The sequence below is a fragment of the Bacillus sp. MYb56 genome (genome assembly GCF_002976445.1).
In the GTDB taxonomy this organism is placed as follows: domain Bacteria; phylum Bacillota; class Bacilli; order Bacillales; family Bacillaceae_G; genus Bacillus_A; species Bacillus_A mycoides.
Map to the genome: position 1 here is coordinate 1 of NZ_PCOH01000026.1, position 22,166 is coordinate 22,166.

Consider the following 22,166-nt stretch of genomic DNA (forward strand, 5'->3'; position numbering starts at 1 on the left):
CGCTTCCAGCAAGATTTGCTCATGTTGCGGAGTTAAATACGACCATTCAGTTCAACCAGAAGGACAGTGGAGTTTAAAGATTCGTGAATGGAACTGTGTTCCATGCAATAGCCATCACGATAGGGATTTAAATGCTTCGATAAATTTATCAAGATGGGTAAAATAAATGCTTGATAATAGGAGGTAACGATACTGCCTCGTGTGGAGTGTTATACCTCTCGTCCCTTCGGGGTTGCGAGAACGCGATGAAGCACTAACTTGTGTAAATTTGATTAAATTGTATAGATTTAGTTAAGTTTATCGTATCGGAATGGATATGGTGGCGCATGCAGAAATAAAAAAATTATCATTTATATATACTGATGAAAATGAAGAAGCGTTACAGCATATTTCTCTTTCTGTTCAAAAAGGAGAATTTATAGTACTTGCTGGCGGTTCAGGTTCTGGGAAGACAACTTTATTAAAACATTTTAAAAAGGAGTTACTTCCAATTGGCACGCGTTCTGGACATACATATTATGATGGTGCTTTATTAGAAGAAGTACCAGAGTTATTATCTGCCCAAGAAATTGGTATGGTATTTCAAAATCCAGAAAATCAGATCGTAATGGATACCGTTATTCAAGAATTAGCATTCTCTTTAGAAAATATCGGATTACCATCACATATTATTCAACAAAGAATAGCGGAGCTCATTAGCTTTTTGGGATTTCAAGATTTATTACATCAATCTGTTCATACTTTATCTGGTGGTCAAAAACAACTTGTAAATTTAGCTGCGGTGTTAGTCATGCAGCCGAAACTATTATTACTGGATGAACCGACAGCACAACTAGATCCTATTGCTGCGAAAGAGTTTTTAGGATTATTAAAACGTATTAATGAAGAACTCGGAATTACGATTATTTTAAGTGAACATCGTTTAGATGAAGTTATACCGCTCGCAACACGCGTTGTTTGTATGGATAATGGCAGAATCATTTATGATGATACTCCTAAAAATGTGATAGCGAACATGTGGGAAGTAGAAAAGTTTCGTCCATTCATTCCGCAAATTCCAAGATTGTTTTTAGAGTGGAATGTGAAAGAGATTCCATTTACAGTGCGAGAAGCGCAAATGAAAATGAATGATTTTTCAGCGATATCAAATAGGAATGGGCAAGTAGAACAATGTGAAAAGCAAGAAGTAATTTTAAGTGCAGAACATATATCTTTTCAATATGAAAAAAGTAGTCCACTTATTTTACGAGATTTAACAGTGAACATCGAAAAGGGAAAATGGACAGCTCTAGTTGGGAAAAACGGAACCGGGAAGTCTACACTGTTAACGATTTTAGCAGGATTGCAAAAAGCTAGAAGAGGTAAGGTAAAGTGGAATGGGAAAGTGGTACATAAAATTGATTCGAAAGAACGATTTAAAAGTATAGGGTACGTATCGCAACATCCGTACTATCATTTTACTTTTGATACAGTATGGGAAGAGGTTTATGAGCGTGCGCATGAATTATATGGTGAAGAGGGAAAAACAATAGCAGAAGAAATGTTGAAAAAGTTTTGGTTAGATTCACTTAAAGAGCGCCATCCACATGATTGTAGCGGCGGAGAGCAACAATTACTCGCATTATGTACAACGTTATTATCAAAGCCAACTTTATTATTACTTGATGAGCCGACAAAGGGACTAGATCCATGGAAAAAGGAAAGAGTAGGAGAGCTATTTAAACAGTTGCAAAAAGAAGGTACAACAATTGTAATGGCAACGCATGATATTGAGTTTGCAGCGAAATACGTTGATCAGTGCATGATGTTATTTGACGGGAAAGTCATTATGAATGATGCACCGAAAGAGTTCTTTAGTGGTAACTTCTTTTATACAACATCTATTAATCGATTCATCCGTAGAGAGTTGCCATTTGCATTAACGTGGGAGGATGTGTACGAAGCGTGTCCAAACGATATGTTGCATTCATAATATTTATTTTTGCTGTTGTAATATGTACACTACTCTTTACGACTTTTATTATGGACGGGTATTACATGGTAAGTAGTTTGTTTTTATTAGCTGTCATTATGTTACCTTTCTATATTCGTTTTGAAAGGAAGGCGTTTGTTTCACGTGAAATTGTTATCGTTGCTGTGTTAGCGGCGATTGCAGCGGTTAGCCGGGTACCATTTTCTATTTTACCAAGTGTACAACCGACTTCTTTTGTCATTATCGTTTCTGCAATTGTTTTTGGGAGTGAAACTGGCTTTATGATTGGGGCAACGGCTGCCATTGTATCTAATATTTTTTTAGGACAAGGTCCGTGGACGCCGTGGCAAATGTTCTCTTGGGGCATGATCGGGTTTATAGCTGGACTATTACGTAATACATTTTTAATGAAAAAACTGTGGGGAAGACTGTTGTACGGATTTGCCGTTGGATTTCTATTTGGCTGGATTATGAATTTTTGGGGTCTTCTTGGTTTTATACAAGAAGCAACGTGGGAAACAGTTATTGCTTACTATGTCGCAAGTTTTTACTTTGATCTGAGTCACGCGATATCGAATGTTATTTTCCTTCTGTTATTTAGTACGTCATGGATTACGATCCTCACAAGATTTAAAAAGAAATATGGTATATTAGATGAGCATAACGTGACATAGAAAAGCATACTCATATAAGGTAGGGTCGCGACTTACATATTCGTTTGCCTCTTTCATGCTTCTTACATATTGTAAGAAGCATTTTTTATTGTCAAAAAATAGATTCAATATATGTCCGTTATTATATGAAATTATTTGTATAATAGTAGGTGAGAATTATTTTCAAGAGGGAGGTGTATAGTTAATGAAGTTAGTTATTCCGAAGCAACATGGAGCATGGGCGATGCTTGTCATACCATTTCTATTAAGTGTATTACTTGGTAAACCTACTTTTTATCATATCCCACTGTTTTTAGCCTGGTTCTTTATCTATCTAGCTACTTATCCATTTCTCATGTACATAAGGCAGAGAAGAAAAAAAGAATTTCTACACGCTGCAATTGTTTATTTTATCATTGCATTTGTATTTGGGATGATTTCTTTATTATATGAATGGCGAATTCTTTTATTCGCGGTATTAATGATTCCATTGTTTATTGTAAATATGTATTACGCTCGTCAAAAAAATGAACGAGCATTACTAAATGATGTTTGTGCGATTATAGTGTTTTGTATAGGTGGTTTAATCAGTTATTATTTCTCCATGAAATTAATAGATAAAACAGCATTATTCATTACGCTTATTTCATTTCTATATTTTTTAGGAAGTACGTTTTATGTGAAAACGATGATTCGTGAAAAAAATAATCCGAAGTATCGTTTTATATCTTGGGGATACCATATTGTATTAACGGTAATTGTATTTGCTATAAATCCATGGTGTTCACTCATATTTGTACCAAGTGTAATTCGGGCCATTATGTTGTATGGCAAAAAGATTTCTATATTAAAAGTAGGGATTTTAGAAATTGTTAATTCTGTATATTTTTTAATAATAACGGTAATAATGATGAAGTATGCCATTTGAAACAAACTTCCCATCTTTTGATGGGAAGTTTTCATTCTTGTTCTAAAATGTGAACGGTGTAATCGCAACGTTGAAGAGCTTGCTCTACAGCGTAAAGGGATTGTTCAATACGTGCGCGATTAAAATCTTCTTCAACAGTCTGTAATGCATCTTCTAAACAATGTTTCGCTTCTTGTAAGGAATGAAAAGAATCTTGTACGTATCCACGAGCATTCTTTTTCAAAGTAGTAGCCTCCTTTTGTACATCTTTTTGTAGTATGAACAATAAAGAAGAAAATATAATTTTTTATATTTATTTGACAATTATAATAAAATTACGTATAGTTAAATTCAAAGTGAATATTTTCTTATCCAGAGAGGTGGAGGGACTGGCCCGATGAAACCCAGCAACCGCGATGCAGGTGCTAATTCCAGCAGAACATATTTGTTCTGGGAGATAAGACGAAGATATACGTAACTTCTTCTTATCGGAGAGGTTTTTTTGTTGCAAAAAAACCGATTACGAAAACATATAATAAGAAGAAAGGGGTTGCGAAGTACTGTGACACTCGAAAAATACGTAAAACTGCGTAGTACAGTTTATGAATATATGATAGAGCAAGATAAGCCAATATCATTGTTAGATATTCAAGAACATATCGTTTCGCATCATGAAGGAAAATTCACTAAAAAAATGTTACATCAATTTTATTTATCAAGACTATTAGATGAACTCAAACTGGATGGGAAAATTACTTTAGCTGATGATGAATATCGCTATGCTGAAAAAGGGGTATTTTATAAGGCGGGAAAAGGGAGCTGAGCTCTCTTTTTTTTGAAGTATGTAGAGTAAAAGACTGCTAAAGCAGCCTGATACAAGGGAATGGTGTTGAGTGTGTAGTGTCAAAGATTGAATGTGCCTGAAAGAGGCACTTCATATCGGCTGCAAATGAAAAGAGACACCTCCGCCGAATAGGTGTCAGTCGTTTTGTCACGTAGACTCGCTACTTGACAGTTATTAGAATAACATGCAGGATTTTGGAAGTCAAAAGGGAATTAGAGGAAGAGGTGTTGTGATGTATGCATACTTATTAAAAGATATAATGAAATGGATTCCAAAGTACATTATAGATAGAGGATATGAATATTATGAAGAGGGACATGTAGAAGATGTTGAAATACACGACAAGAAAGTATTTGCTTTCGTTACTGGAAATGCAGGGAATTATGAAGTGATTATTGATCTTGAAGATTTTGCAGAAAGTAGCTGCGAGTGTCCTTATGAAAATTATTGTAAACATATGGCGGCAGTTGTGTATGAAATTCAAGGTGCTGGTGAGAGTACAGTTAAAGAGCAATTGAAAGGTTTAGAAAAAGAAGAGTTACTAACAGTATTAAATCGTTTGTTACAAAGTTCGAAAAATGTGCAAATTGTAGAGACGATGTTAAAGAAGGGGAAACTTTAACTAAAGAGGGAGTTGTTTTGTAGTGAACGTACTAATTATATATGCTCACCCTAATCCTTCAAGCTTTAATGGGGCAATTTTAGAGCATGTGCAAAAAGGACTTGAGGAAACAAATCATTCTGTTACGCTACTTGATTTATATAAAGAACAATTTGATCCAGTGCTTGTATTTAATGAAGAGAAGAAAAGACGTGATTTACTAAATGAAGAAGAGACGAAGCGATATAGAGAATTAGTGCAGAAAGCGGATATTCTTCTGTTCATATATCCGATATGGTGGTGGGGCATGCCTGCTATTTTAAAAGGATTTATCGATCGTATTTTTGTAGCTGGATTTGCTTATAAATATGAGGGGTCATTACCGAAAGGCTTATTTAAAGGAAAGAAAGCATGGGTTATTAATACGTTAGACTCACCGTTATGGTACGTGGCCCTATTATATCGATCAGCGGATTGGATTATGATGAAAAGAGGGGTTTTACGTTTTTGTGGTATTCGCGATATAAAACGTTCTACTTTTCAATCTGTGAAAACGAGTAAAGTAACGAAGCGTGAAAAATGGCTGTTACAAATAGAAGAAGCGGCTCGTACATTATGAATGAAATCGATCGTATTATAAAGTGTTGCAATTGTGATGACGAACTTTTGCGTACGTATATTAATTGTTTAGTCCAATTGAAGAAATACAGCGAAACGTTTCAAGAAATTCAAATACAATTAAGAAATGATTATTTAATAAGAGGGATTTGTGAAAGAGAAGTTGATGAGGTAATAAAGGGAAGTAAAGAATATGGAACGTATGTTCTTCCTAAAGTATTGCAGTGGAAGTTCCTTAAGAACAATCCTCATATGATTGAAAAAGTATGTGAAGATTTGTTTACATATGAAGCATTAAATCATGCAGAGGTAGAGTGGAGGAAGGTAATAAGCTGTATAGATAACGAATGATTTATTATATAAAAAAGCTAGTATAAAACTAGCTTTTCGTTTAAAGAAATAAGAAACATAGACTAATGATAAATCCTGCATATAGTAAGTTAACAACACAAAATCCCATAATATCACGCGCGCTTAAACCAGCTATCGCTAATGCCGGTAATGCCCAGAAAGGTTGAATTAAATTTGTCCAAGCATCGCCCCATGCAATTGCCATCGCTGTTTTCGCGGCAGGTACACCAAGTTCAGCGCCAGCTGGAATCATAATTGGTGCTTGCACTGCCCATTGACCGCCTCCAGATGGAACGAAAATATTTACAATGCCAGCACTTAAAAATGTAAAGAGCGGGAATGTGGTTTCATTTGAAATACTAATAAAGAAAGTAGAAATAGCTCCTCCAAGCGAAAGACCTTCACTATTTACTCCAATCATCATCCCCATAATTCCAGCATAGAACGGAAACTGAAGTAAAATACCTGAAGCACTCTTAGTTGAGTCAGAGAAAGCGCGAATATATTGAATAGGAGTACGGTGGAAAATAAGACCGGCAATTAATAACATAAAAATAACGATATCAAGTGTAAGGTTAAAGCCTTTCGTACTAAAATAGTTAAAAATATAAATAAGACCTAATAATCCGATGCAAAGTGTAATAATCATACTATTTTCCATTTTTTCAGCGAACGTATTGTTCCCTACTTCTTGAGCGGCAGCTTCTTCATGGAATACGCTAGGATCTACAGTTATCGTATGTTTTTCATCTGGATGCATGGCCCGGTTAATGAGAGGCATCGTAACGAGAAAAATAATAACTGGCACGAGTGCGTATGGTGAGAATAACGTTTCTGTTATTGGAATCGCTTCTTTAATACTTCCAGCTGTCGTTTTAATTAACGTTTCGCCGCCAGTTGCTAACGTAAGAGGGATAGAAGCAGAAAGGCCTGCATGCCAAATGAGAAATCCAGAGTAGGAAGAAGCAATTGCTAACCTATAATCTAATCCTTCTAACTGTCTGGCCACTTCTTTTGCATATAAAACCGATACAACAATACCAAATCCCCAGTTTATGTATGCTCCTAGTAAACTTACGATTGAAATAGCAATAATACCTTGTCCATTTGTTTTCGGTAATTTCGCTGCTCTCGTTAATCCTTTTTTAATAAGAGGAGCGTTTGCTAATGCAGATCCTGTCACGAGTACAAGAGCCATTTGCATAGAAAAAGCGAGAAGTCCCCAAATTCCATTACCCCAGTGATTAATCATTTCTACAGGTGTTTGGCTCGTTGCAAACATACCGAAGAAGATAACGAAAACAGTTAATAAACATGATAAAATAAACGGTTCTGGTAAGAAACGCTGCACAAGAGCAACACATCCATTTGTAAATGAACGAAACAAAATAGCTCAACCTCCTTATGTTATGTATGTTTATTACAATATTCGAGGTTGTTTAGGTGATAACCTTTAATGTATAGAAAATTCAGATATCTAAGGTGGTTGTCATAATGTCTAGGTAGATTGATAGTCTATGTTGAAATGTTATTTCATTTTGAACTGAAATATTTCAAAGAGGGGTAGTATCTATGCAAATCAACTTAAGCAAAGCAAATAGCCCAAAACGTTAAAAATATAGTTTGTATATATAAATCGAAATAGTGTAAAAATATGTGTTTTCGTTTATATCTCTGTTAATTAGATTTGACGAAAACAGAAATTGAAAAGAATGCTCTATATACAAGGGAAAGAGATGGTCATAGACGAATATGTCCATCAAATGACAGTTTATGTAAGAATCAGATTATTGAAAAAGGATATTAGCTATTTTTAACGAACTCTGAATTACAAACAAACTTTATCAAAAGTGGTGAGATAATATAGAGAATAAAACAAATTTATTTTTGGATATGAAAATGGAAAAATATATAGTTAGCAAGCTTCGAAGTGCCGGTTGTGTTTTTGCAGAAGATGAGACCCGGTTACTTATGTCAGAGGCACTAACTCCAGAGGACCTTATGAAAATGGTAGAAATGCGGGTCAACGGTTTACCTCTGGAATACGTTGTTGGATACACGGAGTTTTGTGGTCTACGAATAGAAGTGGATCGAGGCGTTTTTGTACCGCGTAAACGTACCGAGTTCCTTGTTCATCAAACAGAGGTCCTGTCGCGTTCTAGCGATATCATTGTTGATCTATGTTGTGGATCAGGTGCGGTGGGTGCCGCACTGGCAGCAGCTTTGGGACGAGTTGAATTGTATTCTGTTGACATTGACCCTATCGCAGTACAATGCGATAGCCGCAATGTAACGAATTTTGGCGGTCGTGCTTTTGAAGGTGACTTGTATAAAGCTCTACCAGACTCACTTAAGGGCCATGTAAATATCCTAGTTGCGAACGTACCTTACGTTCCTACTGAAATAATAAAGTTTCTCCCCCGGGAGGCACGCCTATATGAACCAAATGTAACGCTTGACGGAGGAGAAGATGGTCTTAACATTCTGCGAAGAGTAGCAGAAGAAGCTTTACTCTGGTTAGCTTTGGATGGACATCTTTTGATAGAGACGAGCGAAGTTCAGGCACCCCAGGCCTTTGAAATCTTTGCTGGTGCTGGGCTTAGCACAAAAGTTGCTAGAAACAAGGAACTGGACGCTACTGTCATAATCGGTTCTAATTCTAGCTTTTAGAGTATTACTAGTGTTACGTACGTTTCAAATGTTATGACAATCCAAAGAGAATATAGTGTTTACTGATAGGTGGTAATAGATCAATGAAAAAAGAATGTGGAATAATCATATTGGTTTTGTTTTTTGTTTTGAGTGCTTGTTCTAGTAAAAATAATATTACTTTTAAACAAGCAGATGTTGAAAATGGAATAGTGTATGAATTAATTTCTAAAAATCTTAATATGAACACTGAAATATCTTATAAAATAAAAATGACTAATAATACCGATTATATTATTGTACAAAATAATGTTATGTTTTCATTTCCTAAATCACCTACTGTTTCTGGCCAAACAACAAATCCATTTAGAGTGTTAGCTAAAGGTAATAAGTTAAATATTAAACCTGGGGATAGTATTGTTTTAGAAGTATCATTTTCTCCTGATTTTTATTCTGAGTTTAAGAATACAGAAGTATCTAAAGCAATCTGTATATAACAGGTTATATCGATAAATTAGCTGATGAAAATCATTTTGATTTTATTAAAAGTATTAATTTAGATTAAAAAAGTGCACCTCCGATTGTTAGACTGTGTCTAATAAACGAAGGTGCACTTCAAAGGAATCGACTTTTTTTATTGAACTAAAGCACTCGTTAGCTTAATAGTAAATGATTGCAACCGGCTATTTCTCCCACAGTTCGATCAATCGACCTTCAGGATCTTTAATCCAAATAAACTTTCCAAATTCACTAATCTCTTCTTTCTTTTCAAGAGGTACACCAATATGTTCAAGATGCTGAATAGTCTCGTTTAGATTATGTACTTGGAAATTCAACATCACTTGTTGTTCTGTTGGAAAATAATTGTCATTTTCAGTGAAGAAAGAAAAGATAGTCTCAGTTCCTAATTCGGGTTTAATCACAGTCCCGTTCCAATTTTCTATTTCAATTTTCAACACTTCACTGTACCATTTTTTTATAACATCAAGATTTTTAGTTCTCCAAAATATTCCTCCGAAACCTTTTATCATTGTATTTAACTCCTGTCTATCTTTAAATTTTTAATGACATAAGTTCAACCTTCAATAAAACGCAGTGCACAACGGGAATGGTAATCGGTTAGATCTTTTGCAAATTGTTGATTCGGAAATCCTCTGTGAAGCAATCTCAACCCGCCTGAAGTTAAGGATATATGATGATGGAATCGATAGAATAACATCCTGTTGGGGTCGAGAGTATCATTCTTTAAATATCGATAATAATCCCCAAATCGAAACTGCAAAAAACTGTGCTCATACTCAATATCAAAGAACTCGGCTCCTTCGATATCAATCAAATAAGGTTCTAGTTTGTTATTAATTAATACATGATCGGGGCCGAGTTCCCCATGTATAAATCCATAACGACTTCTTGTTTCAATTTTTGATTCAAGCTCGTACAATGTATCGAGTAGATTGCTATGACTAGCCCTGATGCTGTCAATATGTTGGCATGCGTAATCTAAATCTCTTTTTGCATTCTTCATTTGCAAGTGATGACATTTTTCCGTGTTGATCCCACTTTGATTCACTTTCCCATGAGTAAGTCTCTCGTTGGCATGCATGTCTGCCAGCATATCTCCTATCCGCTGAAACACTTTATCTTTAACATATGAATCGGAATGTTGAAAATAAACTTCTGCCTTTTGTCCATTTACATATTCAACGAGAGCATAATCATAAGGATGACGGTTTCTTTCCTTATTCAGATCATATAGAAGGGGAGTTTGAATTCCTTGTTGAATTAAATACTTGTTATTTAATTCAAATAAATCACTACTATAGGAGTGCTCATGTATATCTCGGTTTGCTATTTCTTCTTGAAAATAATTCATGGTAAGATCCCAAACATACAGAACGCAGGAAAATCCATTGCTGCAATCAATCTTATAGACTACCTTTTGTGCACCGCCATGCATTTTCGTTACACTAGAAACCAAATAACTGGTACCAAAGACTTTTTGCATATACTCCTGTAAATCAGATTGATCAAGGTGACAAGTGATTCTCAATGAATAACACCCCTTTTCTTAGGTTTTGCTGTCAATCAAACTATATAAAAAATCTAACCAAAAGTATAGAATGTTTATTTGTAATTTGTGATGTTAAATTGGGTCTGGAAAAATAGTCATATAAAAACCCGTTGGAGCTTCAATGTTTTTTTGATGAAATCATTCTTACTTCTCAAATACCTCGCCACACAAAAACTTAAAATGTATTACAATGAATGAATCTATACGATTTTCAATCCTTCTTCTTTTCGCTAACTTTACCATTATTTTTTAATTGAGTATTACTGCCCCGTCAGTTTAAGTAAAAAACCTTCATAATCTCAATGATATATTCAAACTCGAATAATCTAATTTCCTGAAAACGTTCCTCAACAATCTGGCCCTTTAGTGGAGTAACTTTATTGCTACTCAGCAGTTTCTTAATCCGTCTTTCAGTTCAGATTTTCTTTTCACTATAAAAACCTCTCTTTAGATAAACAGATCTAAAGGGACAAAACATCGCGTCTTTTAAATAAACACCGTGACTTTATTTAAAAGCGATATTAAACATATTCTTCAAATCCTGGAAGCATATGTTTGCCGCAAATGAAAAGAACCATAAGCTTGCCAAACGGCAAAATTATAATTTTGATAGCTGTCGTCATTTTTTATTCATATATTGGAAATGAATTTCATAATGCGGAAAAATAGGGGGATTTATATGTCAAAGTGGCAATCTAAAGAACAATTGGTTCAATTATTAAGCAATCTTGTTGAAATTCCTAGTATTACAGGTTCAGAAGCTGAAGTTATATTGCCAGACTTTGTTGTAGAACAACTATCTGATTTACAGTATTTCAAACAAAATCCGCATCATTTACAAAAAAATCCGACGGGAGATGGAAGATATTTTGTTACAGCCCTAGTAAAGAAAAGCGATAGTACGAAAAATACCGTAATTCTTGTTAGCCACTTTGATGTTGTAGATGTACAAGATTACGGAGTGTGGAAAGAAGATGCATTTAACCCTAAAAAATTAACATCTATGTTTTATTCTCATAAAGATGAGCTACCAGATCATGTACGTGAAGATATAGAACAAGGAGATTGGCTCTTTGGTAGAGGAACGATGGATATGAAATGTGGTCTAACTTTACAAATGGCGATGGTTGAGCAAGCTTGTGAAGGAAGATTTGATGGGAATGTTCTTTTATTGGCTGTTCCAGATGAAGAAGTGAACTCTGTAGGGATGAGAGCTGCTGTTCCAAGATTATTAGACTTAGCAAAAGAACATGACTTAGAGTATAAAACGGTCCTAAATTCAGAGCCTATGTTTTCAAGACATCCTGGTGACCAAAATAAGTACATTTATACTGGTTCTATTGGTAAGGTGTTACCTGGTTTCCTTTGCTATGGAAAAGAGACACATGTAGGTGAACCTTTTGCAGGATTAAATGGGAGCTATATGGCTGCATTATTAACAGCGGAATTAGAGTTGAATACGGACCTTTGTGATATTGTAGAAGGGGAAGCGAGTCCTCCACCAACTAACTTGCTTCAAAGAGACTTAAAGGAGGATTATTCTGTGCAAATTCCTCATCGTGCTGTCACGTTATTTAATTTGTTTTTACTAGAAAAAACGATGACAGATGTAGTTTCATTGTTACGCCAAAAAGTAACGAAAGTAGCAGAGAAAATCGAAGAATCGTATGAGGAGCGAGCGTATCATTTTTCTAAGTATAATCCGTTCATACCGCCGAATCTTAAAGTAAATGTATTAACGTATGAAGAGCTTATCGCTTATGCAATTGAACAACATGGAAGAGAAAAAATAGATGAAATTCAATCCGATATTATAAAAAATAGAGAAGATAAAGATGATCGTGCAGTAACTATTGATTTAGTAGACAAATTAGCTATCTTATGTAAAGAAAAGGCTCCAATGATTGTACTTTTCTTTGCGCCGCCATACTATCCAGCTGTGAGTTCACGCAACAATCCTTTAATTAAAGAGGTAGTTGTAGAAATGGAAAAGTATGCCCACTATAATCATAGCATTACATTTGAAAACCAAAATTATTTTGGAGGAATTTCAGATTTAAGCTATGTTGGCTTACAAAACCCATTGGATTCAATGAGTTCTCTTGTCGACAATATGCCATTATGGGATAAAGGTTATTCGATTCCACTTCAGGAATTAGAAGAGTTTGACGTTCCAGTATTAAATATGGGACCAGTAGGAAAAGATGCACATCAATGGACGGAGCGTCTGGACGTAAATTACGCATTTGAAACGTTATTAGATATGTTACCTATATGTATTGAAAAACTACTTGTTTCTAATAAAGTTACACAGTCATAGTGTTTGCATAAGAGCGAGAAAAGGACCGTAGTGATACGGTCTTTTTTTCGTAATGAATAGTTTGAAACCTTAGATTTATGAAATTGTGATGTAAGAATTCTCCTTAAAATAGATTCGCAATAAACTATTTAGAGAGAGTAGATATGGCTTGTACACTTTTTGTAACGGTATTTGCTGAGTTTTTGTATAATATAATTATGTGAAGTTAACATAACTTATTGTATCAATAATATATATTTGCGTAGAATATCCATTTTAAGATTTTGAAGTACCCCCCTAAATGAAAAATTTATTTCGCTACAGTTAGTTACTTAGTGAAGTCTGCTCATTTTTTTCGTATTAGGGAAGAATGTACTTTTTAACTTGATGGTTATGGGGTAGTACCCCTTGTAGCAAAACCGGAGTGGAAATGATGAGTATAAATAGTTTTGTGAGATTGATAAAGGACGAATTATTAAAAGAGGTAAGCATAAGAAGTGAGGATGAATTCGAGCCTATAGTAGTTAAAGATATTCCTAGACTTTGGAAGTGTTTAGGGACAGGTAATTATGCCGCAGTATTTATGCACAAAGAATACAAAGATTGGGTAGTGAAAGTTTACGCGCGAGAAGGAGAAGGAATTGAAAAAGAGTCAGAAGTATACCGAAGAATCGGAAATCATCCTTCTTATTCGAATCTTATATATAAAGGAGAAAATTTCATAGTATTGAAACGTTTAAAAGAAATTACCTTATACGATGCTATTCATAAGGGGATTAAAATTCCTAAGCAGGTAATCCTTGATATCAATGAAGCTATAGAGTATGCAAGGGAGCAAGGATTAACTCCTTGTGATGTTCACGGAAAAAATGTGATGATGGAAAATGGAAGGGGATATGTAGTCGATGTATCTGATTTCTTAAAAACAAAAGAAGATAGTAAGTGGAGAGACTTAGAAAAGGCATATTTTACATTTTACTTGCCTTTCATTTATAAATTGCCTTTCCCTGTTAAAATACCGTATTTCATGTTAAACATTGTTCGACGTTCATATAGAAAATATAAGAAGCTTAAAAAGAAATTCAAATTGTAAAAGGACCGTACATTTTAGATATGTCTAATATGTACGGTCCTAATTTTATAACTTCATGAAGTAATTTATTTATAAAATGATTGTAACAATAGAATATACCCATTTCAGTACATTTCATTTTAAACATATTGATGTACTATAGTTCTAAACAAATCACAATAATGGATTAGAAGGGGAATAAACTATGTACACAGACGCAATTGAGTATTAAAATTTCAATCTAATTTACCTTTGCATAGATGCAGGTATCAGTTAGTTCTTTACCGTCAGCTGAAAGATCTTCATTACGTAATATCCCTTCAAGCTCAAAACCTAGTTTTTCAGGGATCGTACGACTTTTAGTGTTAGTAGATTCACAGCGTATTTCAATCCTTCTAAATTTGAGTAACTGAAATCCAAGATTTGTTAACTCACTTACTGCTTCTGTCATATATCCATTGCCACTAAATTGCGTATTAATCCAGTATCCAATTTCACATTTAGAAATTTTCCAATTAATTCCGTGAAGGCTAGCAGTTCCAATAAAATCATTAGTACCCTTAAGATAGATAAGATAGCGAAAGCTTTCTCTTTTTAAAAAATCTATATGGGCATTTCTCAGGATAATTTCAGTTTCTTCAACAGTAGGAATTGACTGGAATAAAAGCAACCATTGTTTTAACTCATTAATTGAATCCTTAATAGCTTGGTGTACGACATTCCCGTCACCAGTTTGAAGTGGTGCTCGAAGAATTAGTCTGTCTGTTTCTATTTGTAACGGAACATCTAATAAAATAGAATTCATATCATTTCTCCTCTCGAAAACTTTAAATTATGACAGAATGAAACTTATATAATAAAAAAACTTTCACCCAAAAGAAATAATTCTTGAGGACGAGAGTTGCAATTTCGTGGTACGTTATTATGATAAATAAATTAAAAAACACCCTATCTCACTAACAGGAGATCCCGTCACAGCAGCACTATAAATTATTATAGAACCGTGCGAAGCTCCTATTCTTTCTTCATTAAGAACTTGATATGTAGCAATACAGTAAAGTTTATCTCCCATAAAGGGACCTCCCAAAAATTAGTAAACAATAAATATATATTCAATTAATCACTTAGAAATCCCTTTTCACATATTGAAAACCAAACTGCCAGTTGGTACAAAAAATGGCTACCGAAGCAGCCTTAGGTTGTTTAACTCATGCATGCGTTAGTTGAATAAGGAATTATTATTTTTTTATCTATTGGCTTACAATTTTTATCTTTTGCATTTCTTAGCTTGATGGTGCTGGGGGGTACCCCTACTAGAAAAATTGTCTCCGCGTGAACGTGAAGAACTTGAAAAATTTAAAGAAAGCGCAAGATGCTTTTGATAAACATGAAAACGGGAAAGCTATGAATAATGTTCAAAAGGCAAAAAGTGATGAAAATAAAAAATTAACAAAGCAATGCATTGCAAGGTGAGATTCAACAAGAATTTTTAGCTACATTTAATAAGCTGAACATGAATGGTATTACTGGTGATGTAAAAGAAGCCCGTAAATCTTTAGATGATCTTATGGATTGGATACAACAATCTGACTTATTAAAATCTCAAAAGGATTTTGTTGATACGTTACCTGAAAAAGAAGCAAGTATCTCTAAACTAGAGGAAAGTGAAAAATAAAGAAAAGAGGTTACCTAAAAGTAACTATTCAGCGACTTTTGGGACAACCTCTTCTTTTTGTTGTGGATTTTTAAGAAAAATTAGAATAAATTAAAAATATAACCATCTACCTATTATTCACTAATGAAAAGAAAAGGGGGTAGCGAAATGCAACTGAAGTATGGGAAGCACATTAATATATTATCTATTGTTCTAACTTTGTTCTCTTTTTCCGTAATTGTAAGTTTCTCTACCTGGTTGAGTGGATATTCAATTCCCAACCTTTCTACAATGCTTAAGGTAACAATGTGGAGTGCATTTATTCTTGGAATTATAGGGTTTAGACAAGAGAAAAGCGCACTAGCGATTATAATTATGGGAATATGTGCCTTTGCTCTAGTCGTTCTATATACTTATGCGGTTATAAGTTTTCTTGAGCATTAAACACCATGAAAAAGAAACGAACATTTTTGTTCGTTTCTTTTTTTGTGATGATTATTATAAAATAGCCTCTTCTAATGATTGAGTGCTGAATCCAAGAATTGATTTTCGAGTGTTATTTTCATGATCTTTTACAATGATATATGGAACGCCCTGTACGTTAAAGAATTCAAACTCTTCTTTTCCTTCTGGGGTATTAGAGGGGGACCACCCACATTTTTTACTGAAAAAGAAATTGTATTTATAAAGCGAAAAAAACGCTATTCTTTTTGTAACAATATACAGAAACGCCATCCTTTCCTATGATTCTACAGAAAGAATAGCGTGTTTTTTCATTTTAGGGGGCATTTCTTTTTATTAGTTTGATAGCGAGGTGACGATACCCCTTTATTGTTTTTCAGACTTCGCTTGTTCTAAAATGTATGCTTCTTCTTGTTCCGGTGTCGCTAATTCGTATGCTTTACCAGTGCTGTTATTGTCCCATTCCCATAATAAATTATGTTCCTCAACCGATTGAGAGAAATCGCCTTCATACCAACGAACCAAAATCTTAAGGTACTGTTCTTTATGTTGTAAGGTTCCACTATTACTTTCATCAATCGCTTGACGTACTTTTTCGATGTTTTCTGGAGTCATTTTGATAAATCCTTGCTTTTCGTGGGATAATACTTTTTGATGAGTCATTTTGTGCATTGCATTGATTATATGACGATCAGAGTTGAGGTCAAGTATTACCTCTTCCCCTTTAATTCTCTCAGTCTGCTTTTCCTTAACGTCTGAACTTGCATACGTACCGACTTTGTAGCCAGTAAAAATACCAACTGCTATAGCAATAACTAAGGTTGATGTGATTTTAATCCACTTTTTCAAACATCTTCCCCTCCTTTTATTGAAGTGTACCATAAAAGAAGAACTGTATGCCCATATCTATCTGTGAGGTCTACATAACGTATCATTATCAATAGTCAACGATGTATAAAATTTTCGTTATGGCTGAAGGGTGATAAAAATGAGACATAGAAATCTTTTTATGCTGGCAATGAATACGTAAAAACAAAAACATTCACTTATAACGGTTAATAGGAGGAATTATCATGAAAAAATTAGCTACAATTGCATTAACAGTAGCTTTAGCTTTCGGCGGTTTGACGGTTATGAACATTAACACACCTGAAGCACAAGCAAGTGAAGATTGTCATTACATCTGTGGTCCTAGCGAAACGGTGAATGGTGTTACAGTTCAAGTTCACGCTACGGAATACACTTTTGGTGGAAACGTAATTGCAAGAATTACAAATAACCGAGCTGAGGACATTCATTATAATGTCAGCATCGAAAAGAAATATGGAGACAACTGGGGAGAATATGATACTTTCTTCCATTGGCAAAATCAATGGGTTCCAGCTGGAGCAAATGATGAAATTTTAACTTTCACAGGATATGGAGAAAACATTTACGACAATGGAACATACCGTTATAAAGTTGAAATTGTAAGTGCTGACGGTTCTGTAGATACAATTTACACAGCAGCAATGACGGTAACAGGGCGATAGCTCATGACTGAGCTTCATTATTTATGATTGTATTTTCAATAATAGCATTGATAATTGCGTTGATATTATTATTAAAATAAGCTCTTCGGAGCTTATTTTTTTATATAAAAATTGAATATTAATATTCTATTATTGAGTTTTATCCTCTGTTCATAAACATAAGATTTTCTGGACAGATGTCTCTTAAAGTACAGAAAACGCTTAAAATATGTCCGGATTGTGTCTAAACGTACAATTTTCCCGAAATGGTATGGTGAGACCACATCCATCAACTTAAGAAAAGTAAACACCCCAAAAACAAAAAAATGAGCTGACTTCTCAAAAAAACTAACTGTAGAGAAAGAAAATTTTCATTTAGGGGGTACTTCAAAACCTTAGCTTGATGGGCTTTTTTCTTTTTTCTAAAGATCCAGTGTAAGTTCTTTAAATATTTTCATACCAGATAAACCCTATTGGGTTTTAATTTTTTGGATTACGTTACATGCTTGTGAGGCATAGAAAGGTTATATACGACGCCTAAGATATCAAAGACGGTTTCTTATCATACCTATGGGATTTTCGTCCGTTTTTCTGTAAGAGATCAAACAGACGAAACAATATCTTTGTTAATTCTTTGGTGTCTTTTTGTAGAGATTCATAAATAAGTAGAAAATAATCTTTTATGATATAAATCGCTTTATATTCGCTTAATTCTCGTTTCTTCTTGATGAGAATTAATTGGCACATTTGAGACACAGAAGCTATTTTGAACGTAAGGGATTTGTAAGGAATAGGTAAGGAAAAAGAGATTTTCATTGTGTATGATGAAAATATAAAGAAGCATGAAAGGAGGAACAGATATAACTTATATATGAAAAACAAACCAGTTAATAAGAGTGTTTCATGGAAAAGAAATAATTTCTGAGGTTAACATACATGCAAAAAGAGGGATTTACCGTTTATTAGGACAGAATGGAGCTTGTAAAAATAATCATTATGAAGATGATTACGAATTCAATGTTGACTTTTTATCATCGGTAGAGATGATAGCTGTGTGGTGAGTATGAAATATCAAGCAACCACCTATACAATATGAATAGAGGAGAGGAATGCCTTATGAAAACACGTAGTCAAATTACATTTGCAAGTCTGGCTCTTTTAATAGCTGGAAGTTCCCTGTTATACACAACGCCAACCTCAATTGTAAAAGCAGAGCCCACTCAAAATGTATCTAGTTCGTTACAAACAAATACTCAACGAGATCGTACTTCCGTCAAGCAAGCAATGCGGGATACATTGCAACTTGGATACCCGGGGATACTTGCTAAAACTTCTGAGGGTGGAAAAACTTGGGGTTATGCCGCTGGGGTAGCGGATCTGAGCAGCAAGCAACCAATGAAAACAGATTTTCGCTTTCGCATTGGCAGTGTAACGAAGACGTTCATCGCAACGGTTTTACTTCAATTAGCTGGAGAGAACCGCCTGAATCTAGACGACTCCATCGAAAAATGGTTGCCTGGTGTGATTCAAGGAAATGGATATGATGCTAAACAGATTACTATCCGCCAGATGTTGAATCATACAAGTGGCATCGCTGAATACTCAAGGTCAAAAGAAGCTGATTTTACGCATACAAAAAGATTGTATACCGCTGAAGAGCTAGTGAAGATTGGACTTTCGATGCCCCCAGACTTTGCCCCAGGAAAGGGCTGGTCTTATTCAAACACAGGATACGTATTACTAGGTATCCTTATTGAAAAAGTAACCGGAAACAGTTATGCGGAAGAGATTGAAAATCGGATTATTGAACCGCTTGAATTGTCGAATACATTCCTACCTGGCAATTCAAGCGTTATTCCAGGCACTAAGCATGCCCGTGGATATGTCCAACCAGACGGAGCAAGTGAGCTAAAAGACGTTACTTATTTTAATCCAAGTATAGGTAGCTCGGCTGGAGATATGATTTCTACTGCTGACGACTTAAACAAATTCTTTTCTTACTTGCTCGGTGGAAAATTAATGAAAGAACAGCAACTAAAACAAATGCTTACTACAGTTCCTACAGGAAGAGCTGAAATCGGGAGATACGGTCTTGGAATCTATGAAACTAAGCTTCCAAACGGTGTCCCGATTTGGGGACACACAGGTGGTATTCCAGGATTTAGTACTTTTGCTGGAGGTATACTTGGAGGTAAGCATACGTTGGCCGTCAGTTTGAACAGTATGGGTAGAGCTAACAGTCCTGATCCTTTTAAAAATATTTTACTTGCTGAATTTGGTAAGTAGGTAAAAAGGAAAAATTTTTTTCATAGTTTTCATAGTTAAAAATATACTTTTCTAGTTCAAAAGCCCCAACTTATTTTTAAAAAAATTTGGGGCTTTTTTACTTAGTTGAAAGTATATCGGCATTTTTCAAATATATCATAATCAATTCGCAAATCTTATAATCATATTTTTAATGGTTGCATGAATGTTTTCAATGATTTCATTCCTTATTATTAAATCTCCATAAATTTAAATTAGCCTATCTTTATTAATTCATTATGTGCCAGCATTTGGATTTTTTATAAAGAAAAGGCACTATCATCAAAGTGCCTCTTCTTACTTAATCTACAATGGGATAGCAATACATCGCCATCCTTTCTGTATATTTCTACAAAAAGAATAACGTTCTCTGTGAATTATGGATATGAATTTATCTTAGGTTGATAGTGATGTATGATGCCTCCATATACATAAATATATTTTGTCGAAATTATTAAAAAGGGGAATTTTTCTATTTGAAGAACTAATAATTGATTGTCAATATGTATTAGAAATCTCAATCTAAACTAAAGGAGAACAAAATGGGACAAAACAATAAAGGCTTTTCTGAAACAGGATTGCGCAAAATGCGCAATGTACTGGCGCAGCATGTCGATTCTGGAAAGATTCCTGGGCTCGTCGCCTTAGTCAGCCGAAACGGGGAGACGCACGTCGAAGCGCTTGGAACAATGAGGCATGATGGTGGCGCACCAATGCGTCGGGACACGATCTTTCGATTGGCGTCCACTAGCAAGCCGATCGCAGTTTCACCGGTAATGGTTCTGCTCGACGAGTGCAAACTGCATTTAGACGATCCAGTAGACAAATGGCTGCCCGAACTCGCTGACCGGCAGGTGTTGAAACAGCCCGATGGTCCACTGGAAGAGACCGTCCCAGCACGGCGTCCTATCACTGTACGAGACCTGTTGACCTCCACATTCGGTCTCGGAGTGGATCTCACGTTGATGGGTTCTCCGATCATGAACGCGTTCTTCGAGAGTGGGATATTCGACACGCCAGGGCAGGATATGCCCGATCCAGATGAGTTTATGTGTCGCCTAGGTGCACTTCCGCTAAGCTACCAGCCCGGAGAGCGGTGGCAGTATCATATCAGTATTGAAGTGCTCGGCATTCTTGTTGCCAGGGTCACGGGTCAGACATTTGAGTCGTTCCTGCGCGAACACATATTCGATCCGCTGGGAATGAAGGACACTGGTTTCTACGTGCCTGAGCTCAAGATTGACCGGCTTCCACCTGCCTTCAACCCAGATCCGCAGACAGGTGAGTTCATCGTGTGGGATGAGGGTACAGGCGGACGTTACAGCAAACCTCCAGCATTTCAAGCAGGCGGTGGTGGGCTGCTCGCAACCATCGACGACTATCACGCGTATTTGCAGATGCTGTTGAACAAAGGGATGCACGGAACCAAACGGATTCTGTCTAGGCCCGCAGTCCAGCTGATGACCACCAACCGTCTTACTCCTGAACAACAAGTATACCGAGACGATTTGGCCAAAAACAACGTCCATTTGTCGTTTGGACAAGGGATACAAGGTGGCTGGGGCTTTGGGATGGGGGTGCGTACCTATCTTGGAGACTATGCGTCTATCGGTCAATTCGGCTGGGATGGCGGAACTGGCACTACAGCTTACGCTGATCCAGACAAACAGTTTATTGGAATTCTGTTTACCCAGGTTGGGATGTCAACTCCGGCCCCATCGCATCTTATCCAAGACTTCTGGACCACGGTCTACCAAGCAATCGAAGACTGAAACCGAACTTAGGTATTGTTTAAAGGAAAACTCCAAGACAAATTATACGCATGATGGCCACCATCAACACCATGGTTAAAAGCTATGGCAGGACGGGAAGTGTTGGAAGTACTACGAGAACAGTTTGGCATTATTAATAAGAGCCAAATAAAAAATCCTCTTGGATGCAAGAGGATTTTTTTTATTGGGAATAGTAAGGATGAGGGGAGGTGCATTACATATGGGAAAAGGTAGAAGTAATAATGCTGGTAAAAAGCAACCGAATTTCGATGATTCATCTAATTTCGCTAAACAAAGCCAACCGACAGAAAAGAAGAAGAAATAAGAAAAGGATCTCTCTTTATCAAGAGAGATCCTTTTTTAAATATATTGACGTTTAAGCACAACATATCGATTGCTTAACCAAATAGTCATAAATACAAGGCT

At 35.6% G+C, this 22,166-nt stretch carries 25 protein-coding genes, 1 pseudogene and 1 riboswitch; of the genes and pseudogenes, 18 read left to right on the top strand and 8 right to left on the bottom strand.

Features of this window, described 5'->3' with window-relative positions; translation table 11 throughout:
- The 4 genes from CQ058_RS23770 to CQ058_RS23785 all read left to right on the top strand — a co-directional run.
- Positions 1–166: zinc ribbon domain-containing protein (locus CQ058_RS23770; protein WP_142396399.1), on the top strand; the 166-nt coding region annotated here is incomplete at its 5' end.
- A gap of 144 nt (positions 167–310) precedes the next feature.
- Positions 311–1,972, top strand: a complete 1,662-nt coding sequence (locus tag CQ058_RS23775) for an ABC transporter ATP-binding protein (RefSeq protein ID WP_012261280.1) — start codon at positions 311–313, stop codon at positions 1,970–1,972.
- Complete coding sequence (locus CQ058_RS23780) at positions 1,945–2,646, top strand: ECF transporter S component (protein WP_002142494.1); 702 nt, start codon at positions 1,945–1,947, stop codon at positions 2,644–2,646. The genes CQ058_RS23775 and CQ058_RS23780 overlap by 28 nt, the downstream gene beginning before the upstream one ends.
- Before the next feature lie 184 nt (positions 2,647–2,830).
- Entirely contained in the window at positions 2,831–3,553 is a 723-nt protein-coding gene (locus CQ058_RS23785; RefSeq protein ID WP_002033247.1) for a YwiC-like family protein, read from the top strand.
- Between the two features lie 31 nt (positions 3,554–3,584).
- Here the strand turns inward: CQ058_RS23785 and CQ058_RS23790 are convergent, their stop codons facing one another.
- The gene (locus tag CQ058_RS23790; protein ID WP_002084448.1) at positions 3,585–3,776 is read right to left on the bottom strand and encodes a hypothetical protein; all 192 of its coding nucleotides are present in this window, start codon (positions 3,774–3,776) and stop codon (positions 3,585–3,587) included.
- A gap of 121 nt (positions 3,777–3,897) precedes the next feature.
- Positions 3,898–3,996: riboswitch (SAM riboswitch) on the top strand.
- A 38-nt stretch (positions 3,997–4,034) separates the two neighbouring features.
- Between CQ058_RS23790 and CQ058_RS23795 the strand changes: the two genes are divergently transcribed.
- The 4 genes from CQ058_RS23795 to CQ058_RS23810 all read left to right on the top strand — a co-directional run bounded on the left by CQ058_RS23795 (position 4,035) and on the right by CQ058_RS23810 (position 5,946).
- A complete protein-coding gene (locus tag CQ058_RS23795) occupies positions 4,035–4,355 on the top strand; it encodes a hypothetical protein (protein WP_002110869.1) in 321 nt (106 codons plus the stop codon).
- Positions 4,356–4,560: 205 nt separating this feature from the next.
- Entirely contained in the window at positions 4,561–4,998 is a 438-nt protein-coding gene (locus CQ058_RS23800; protein WP_002033243.1) for an SWIM zinc finger family protein, read from the top strand.
- A 22-nt stretch (positions 4,999–5,020) separates the two neighbouring features.
- A complete protein-coding gene (locus tag CQ058_RS23805; protein ID WP_002142490.1) occupies positions 5,021–5,596 on the top strand; it encodes an NAD(P)H-dependent oxidoreductase in 576 nt (191 codons plus the stop codon).
- On the top strand, positions 5,593–5,946 hold the full coding sequence (locus tag CQ058_RS23810) for a hypothetical protein (RefSeq protein WP_002190167.1): 354 nt from the start codon (positions 5,593–5,595) through the stop codon (positions 5,944–5,946). The genes CQ058_RS23805 and CQ058_RS23810 overlap by 4 nt, the downstream gene beginning before the upstream one ends.
- Positions 5,947–5,986: 40 nt before the next feature.
- On the opposite strand, the gene CQ058_RS23815 is transcribed toward CQ058_RS23810, so the two are convergent.
- Positions 5,987–7,333 (bottom strand): short-chain fatty acid transporter, encoded by a 1,347-nt coding sequence (locus CQ058_RS23815; protein WP_105590012.1) that lies wholly within the window; start codon positions 7,331–7,333, stop codon positions 5,987–5,989.
- Positions 7,334–7,845: 512 nt separating this feature from the next.
- Between CQ058_RS23815 and CQ058_RS23820 the strand changes: the two genes are divergently transcribed.
- Positions 7,846–8,616 (top strand): putative protein N(5)-glutamine methyltransferase, encoded by a 771-nt coding sequence (locus CQ058_RS23820; protein WP_105590018.1) that lies wholly within the window; start codon positions 7,846–7,848, stop codon positions 8,614–8,616.
- Positions 8,617–8,699: 83 nt separating this feature from the next.
- Positions 8,700–9,092, top strand: a complete 393-nt coding sequence (locus CQ058_RS23825) for a hypothetical protein (protein WP_002192776.1) — start codon at positions 8,700–8,702, stop codon at positions 9,090–9,092.
- A 186-nt stretch (positions 9,093–9,278) separates the two neighbouring features.
- On the opposite strand, the gene CQ058_RS23830 is transcribed toward CQ058_RS23825, so the two are convergent.
- Both CQ058_RS23830 and CQ058_RS23835 read right to left on the bottom strand, forming a co-directional pair.
- Positions 9,279–9,626 carry a VOC family protein gene (locus tag CQ058_RS23830; RefSeq protein WP_002013943.1) on the bottom strand — a complete coding sequence of 116 codons (348 nt, stop codon included), beginning with the start codon at positions 9,624–9,626 and terminating at the stop codon, positions 9,279–9,281.
- Positions 9,627–9,670: 44 nt separating this feature from the next.
- Positions 9,671–10,600, bottom strand: a complete 930-nt coding sequence (locus tag CQ058_RS23835; protein ID WP_002190164.1) for a phosphotransferase — start codon at positions 10,598–10,600, stop codon at positions 9,671–9,673.
- Between the two features lie 745 nt (positions 10,601–11,345).
- Between CQ058_RS23835 and CQ058_RS23840 the strand changes: the two genes are divergently transcribed.
- The gene (locus tag CQ058_RS23840; RefSeq protein WP_002190163.1) at positions 11,346–12,986 is read left to right on the top strand and encodes a M20/M25/M40 family metallo-hydrolase; all 1,641 of its coding nucleotides are present in this window, start codon (positions 11,346–11,348) and stop codon (positions 12,984–12,986) included.
- 403 nt (positions 12,987–13,389) lie between these two features.
- Positions 13,390–14,058, top strand: a complete 669-nt coding sequence (locus tag CQ058_RS23845; RefSeq protein ID WP_003190427.1) for a protein kinase family protein — start codon at positions 13,390–13,392, stop codon at positions 14,056–14,058.
- A 220-nt stretch (positions 14,059–14,278) separates the two neighbouring features.
- Here the strand turns inward: CQ058_RS23845 and CQ058_RS23850 are convergent, their stop codons facing one another.
- Together CQ058_RS23850 and CQ058_RS31900 are read right to left on the bottom strand one after the other, a co-directional pair.
- Positions 14,279–14,842, bottom strand: a complete 564-nt coding sequence (locus tag CQ058_RS23850; protein ID WP_002190162.1) for a GNAT family N-acetyltransferase — start codon at positions 14,840–14,842, stop codon at positions 14,279–14,281.
- Between the two features lie 117 nt (positions 14,843–14,959).
- Complete coding sequence (locus CQ058_RS31900; RefSeq protein WP_002142482.1) at positions 14,960–15,109, bottom strand: hypothetical protein; 150 nt, start codon at positions 15,107–15,109, stop codon at positions 14,960–14,962.
- 275 nt (positions 15,110–15,384) lie between these two features.
- Here CQ058_RS31900 and CQ058_RS32395 point away from each other — a divergent pair, with 275 nt between their 5' ends.
- The 3 genes from CQ058_RS32395 (at position 15,385) to CQ058_RS23860 (ending at position 16,135) form a co-directional block, all read left to right on the top strand.
- Complete coding sequence (locus tag CQ058_RS32395) at positions 15,385–15,510, top strand: hypothetical protein (protein ID WP_258169520.1); 126 nt, start codon at positions 15,385–15,387, stop codon at positions 15,508–15,510.
- Entirely contained in the window at positions 15,500–15,712 is a 213-nt protein-coding gene (locus CQ058_RS23855; RefSeq protein ID WP_002190161.1) for a hypothetical protein, read from the top strand. The genes CQ058_RS32395 and CQ058_RS23855 overlap by 11 nt, the downstream gene beginning before the upstream one ends.
- Positions 15,713–15,859: 147 nt before the next feature.
- Positions 15,860–16,135, top strand: a complete 276-nt coding sequence (locus tag CQ058_RS23860) for a hypothetical protein (protein ID WP_002084476.1) — start codon at positions 15,860–15,862, stop codon at positions 16,133–16,135.
- Between the two features lie 384 nt (positions 16,136–16,519).
- Here the strand turns inward: CQ058_RS23860 and CQ058_RS23870 are convergent, their stop codons facing one another.
- Entirely contained in the window at positions 16,520–17,002 is a 483-nt protein-coding gene (locus CQ058_RS23870; RefSeq protein ID WP_105590013.1) for a PRK06770 family protein, read from the bottom strand.
- 224 nt (positions 17,003–17,226) lie between these two features.
- Between CQ058_RS23870 and CQ058_RS23875 the strand changes: the two genes are divergently transcribed.
- The gene (locus tag CQ058_RS23875) at positions 17,227–17,685 is read left to right on the top strand and encodes a hypothetical protein (RefSeq protein ID WP_002142480.1); all 459 of its coding nucleotides are present in this window, start codon (positions 17,227–17,229) and stop codon (positions 17,683–17,685) included.
- 472 nt (positions 17,686–18,157) lie between these two features.
- Here CQ058_RS23875 and CQ058_RS23880 read toward each other — a convergent pair.
- A pseudogene (locus tag CQ058_RS23880) lies at positions 18,158–18,414 on the bottom strand (IS4 family transposase); the annotation flags it as partial.
- Between the two features lie 366 nt (positions 18,415–18,780).
- Here CQ058_RS23880 and CQ058_RS23885 point away from each other — a divergent pair.
- A complete protein-coding gene (locus tag CQ058_RS23885; RefSeq protein ID WP_002167990.1) occupies positions 18,781–19,950 on the top strand; it encodes a serine hydrolase domain-containing protein in 1,170 nt (389 codons plus the stop codon).
- Positions 19,951–20,510: 560 nt separating this feature from the next.
- Positions 20,511–21,740, top strand: a complete 1,230-nt coding sequence (locus CQ058_RS23890) for a serine hydrolase domain-containing protein (protein ID WP_002190157.1) — start codon at positions 20,511–20,513, stop codon at positions 21,738–21,740.
- Positions 21,741–22,166: the final 426 nt, after the last annotated feature.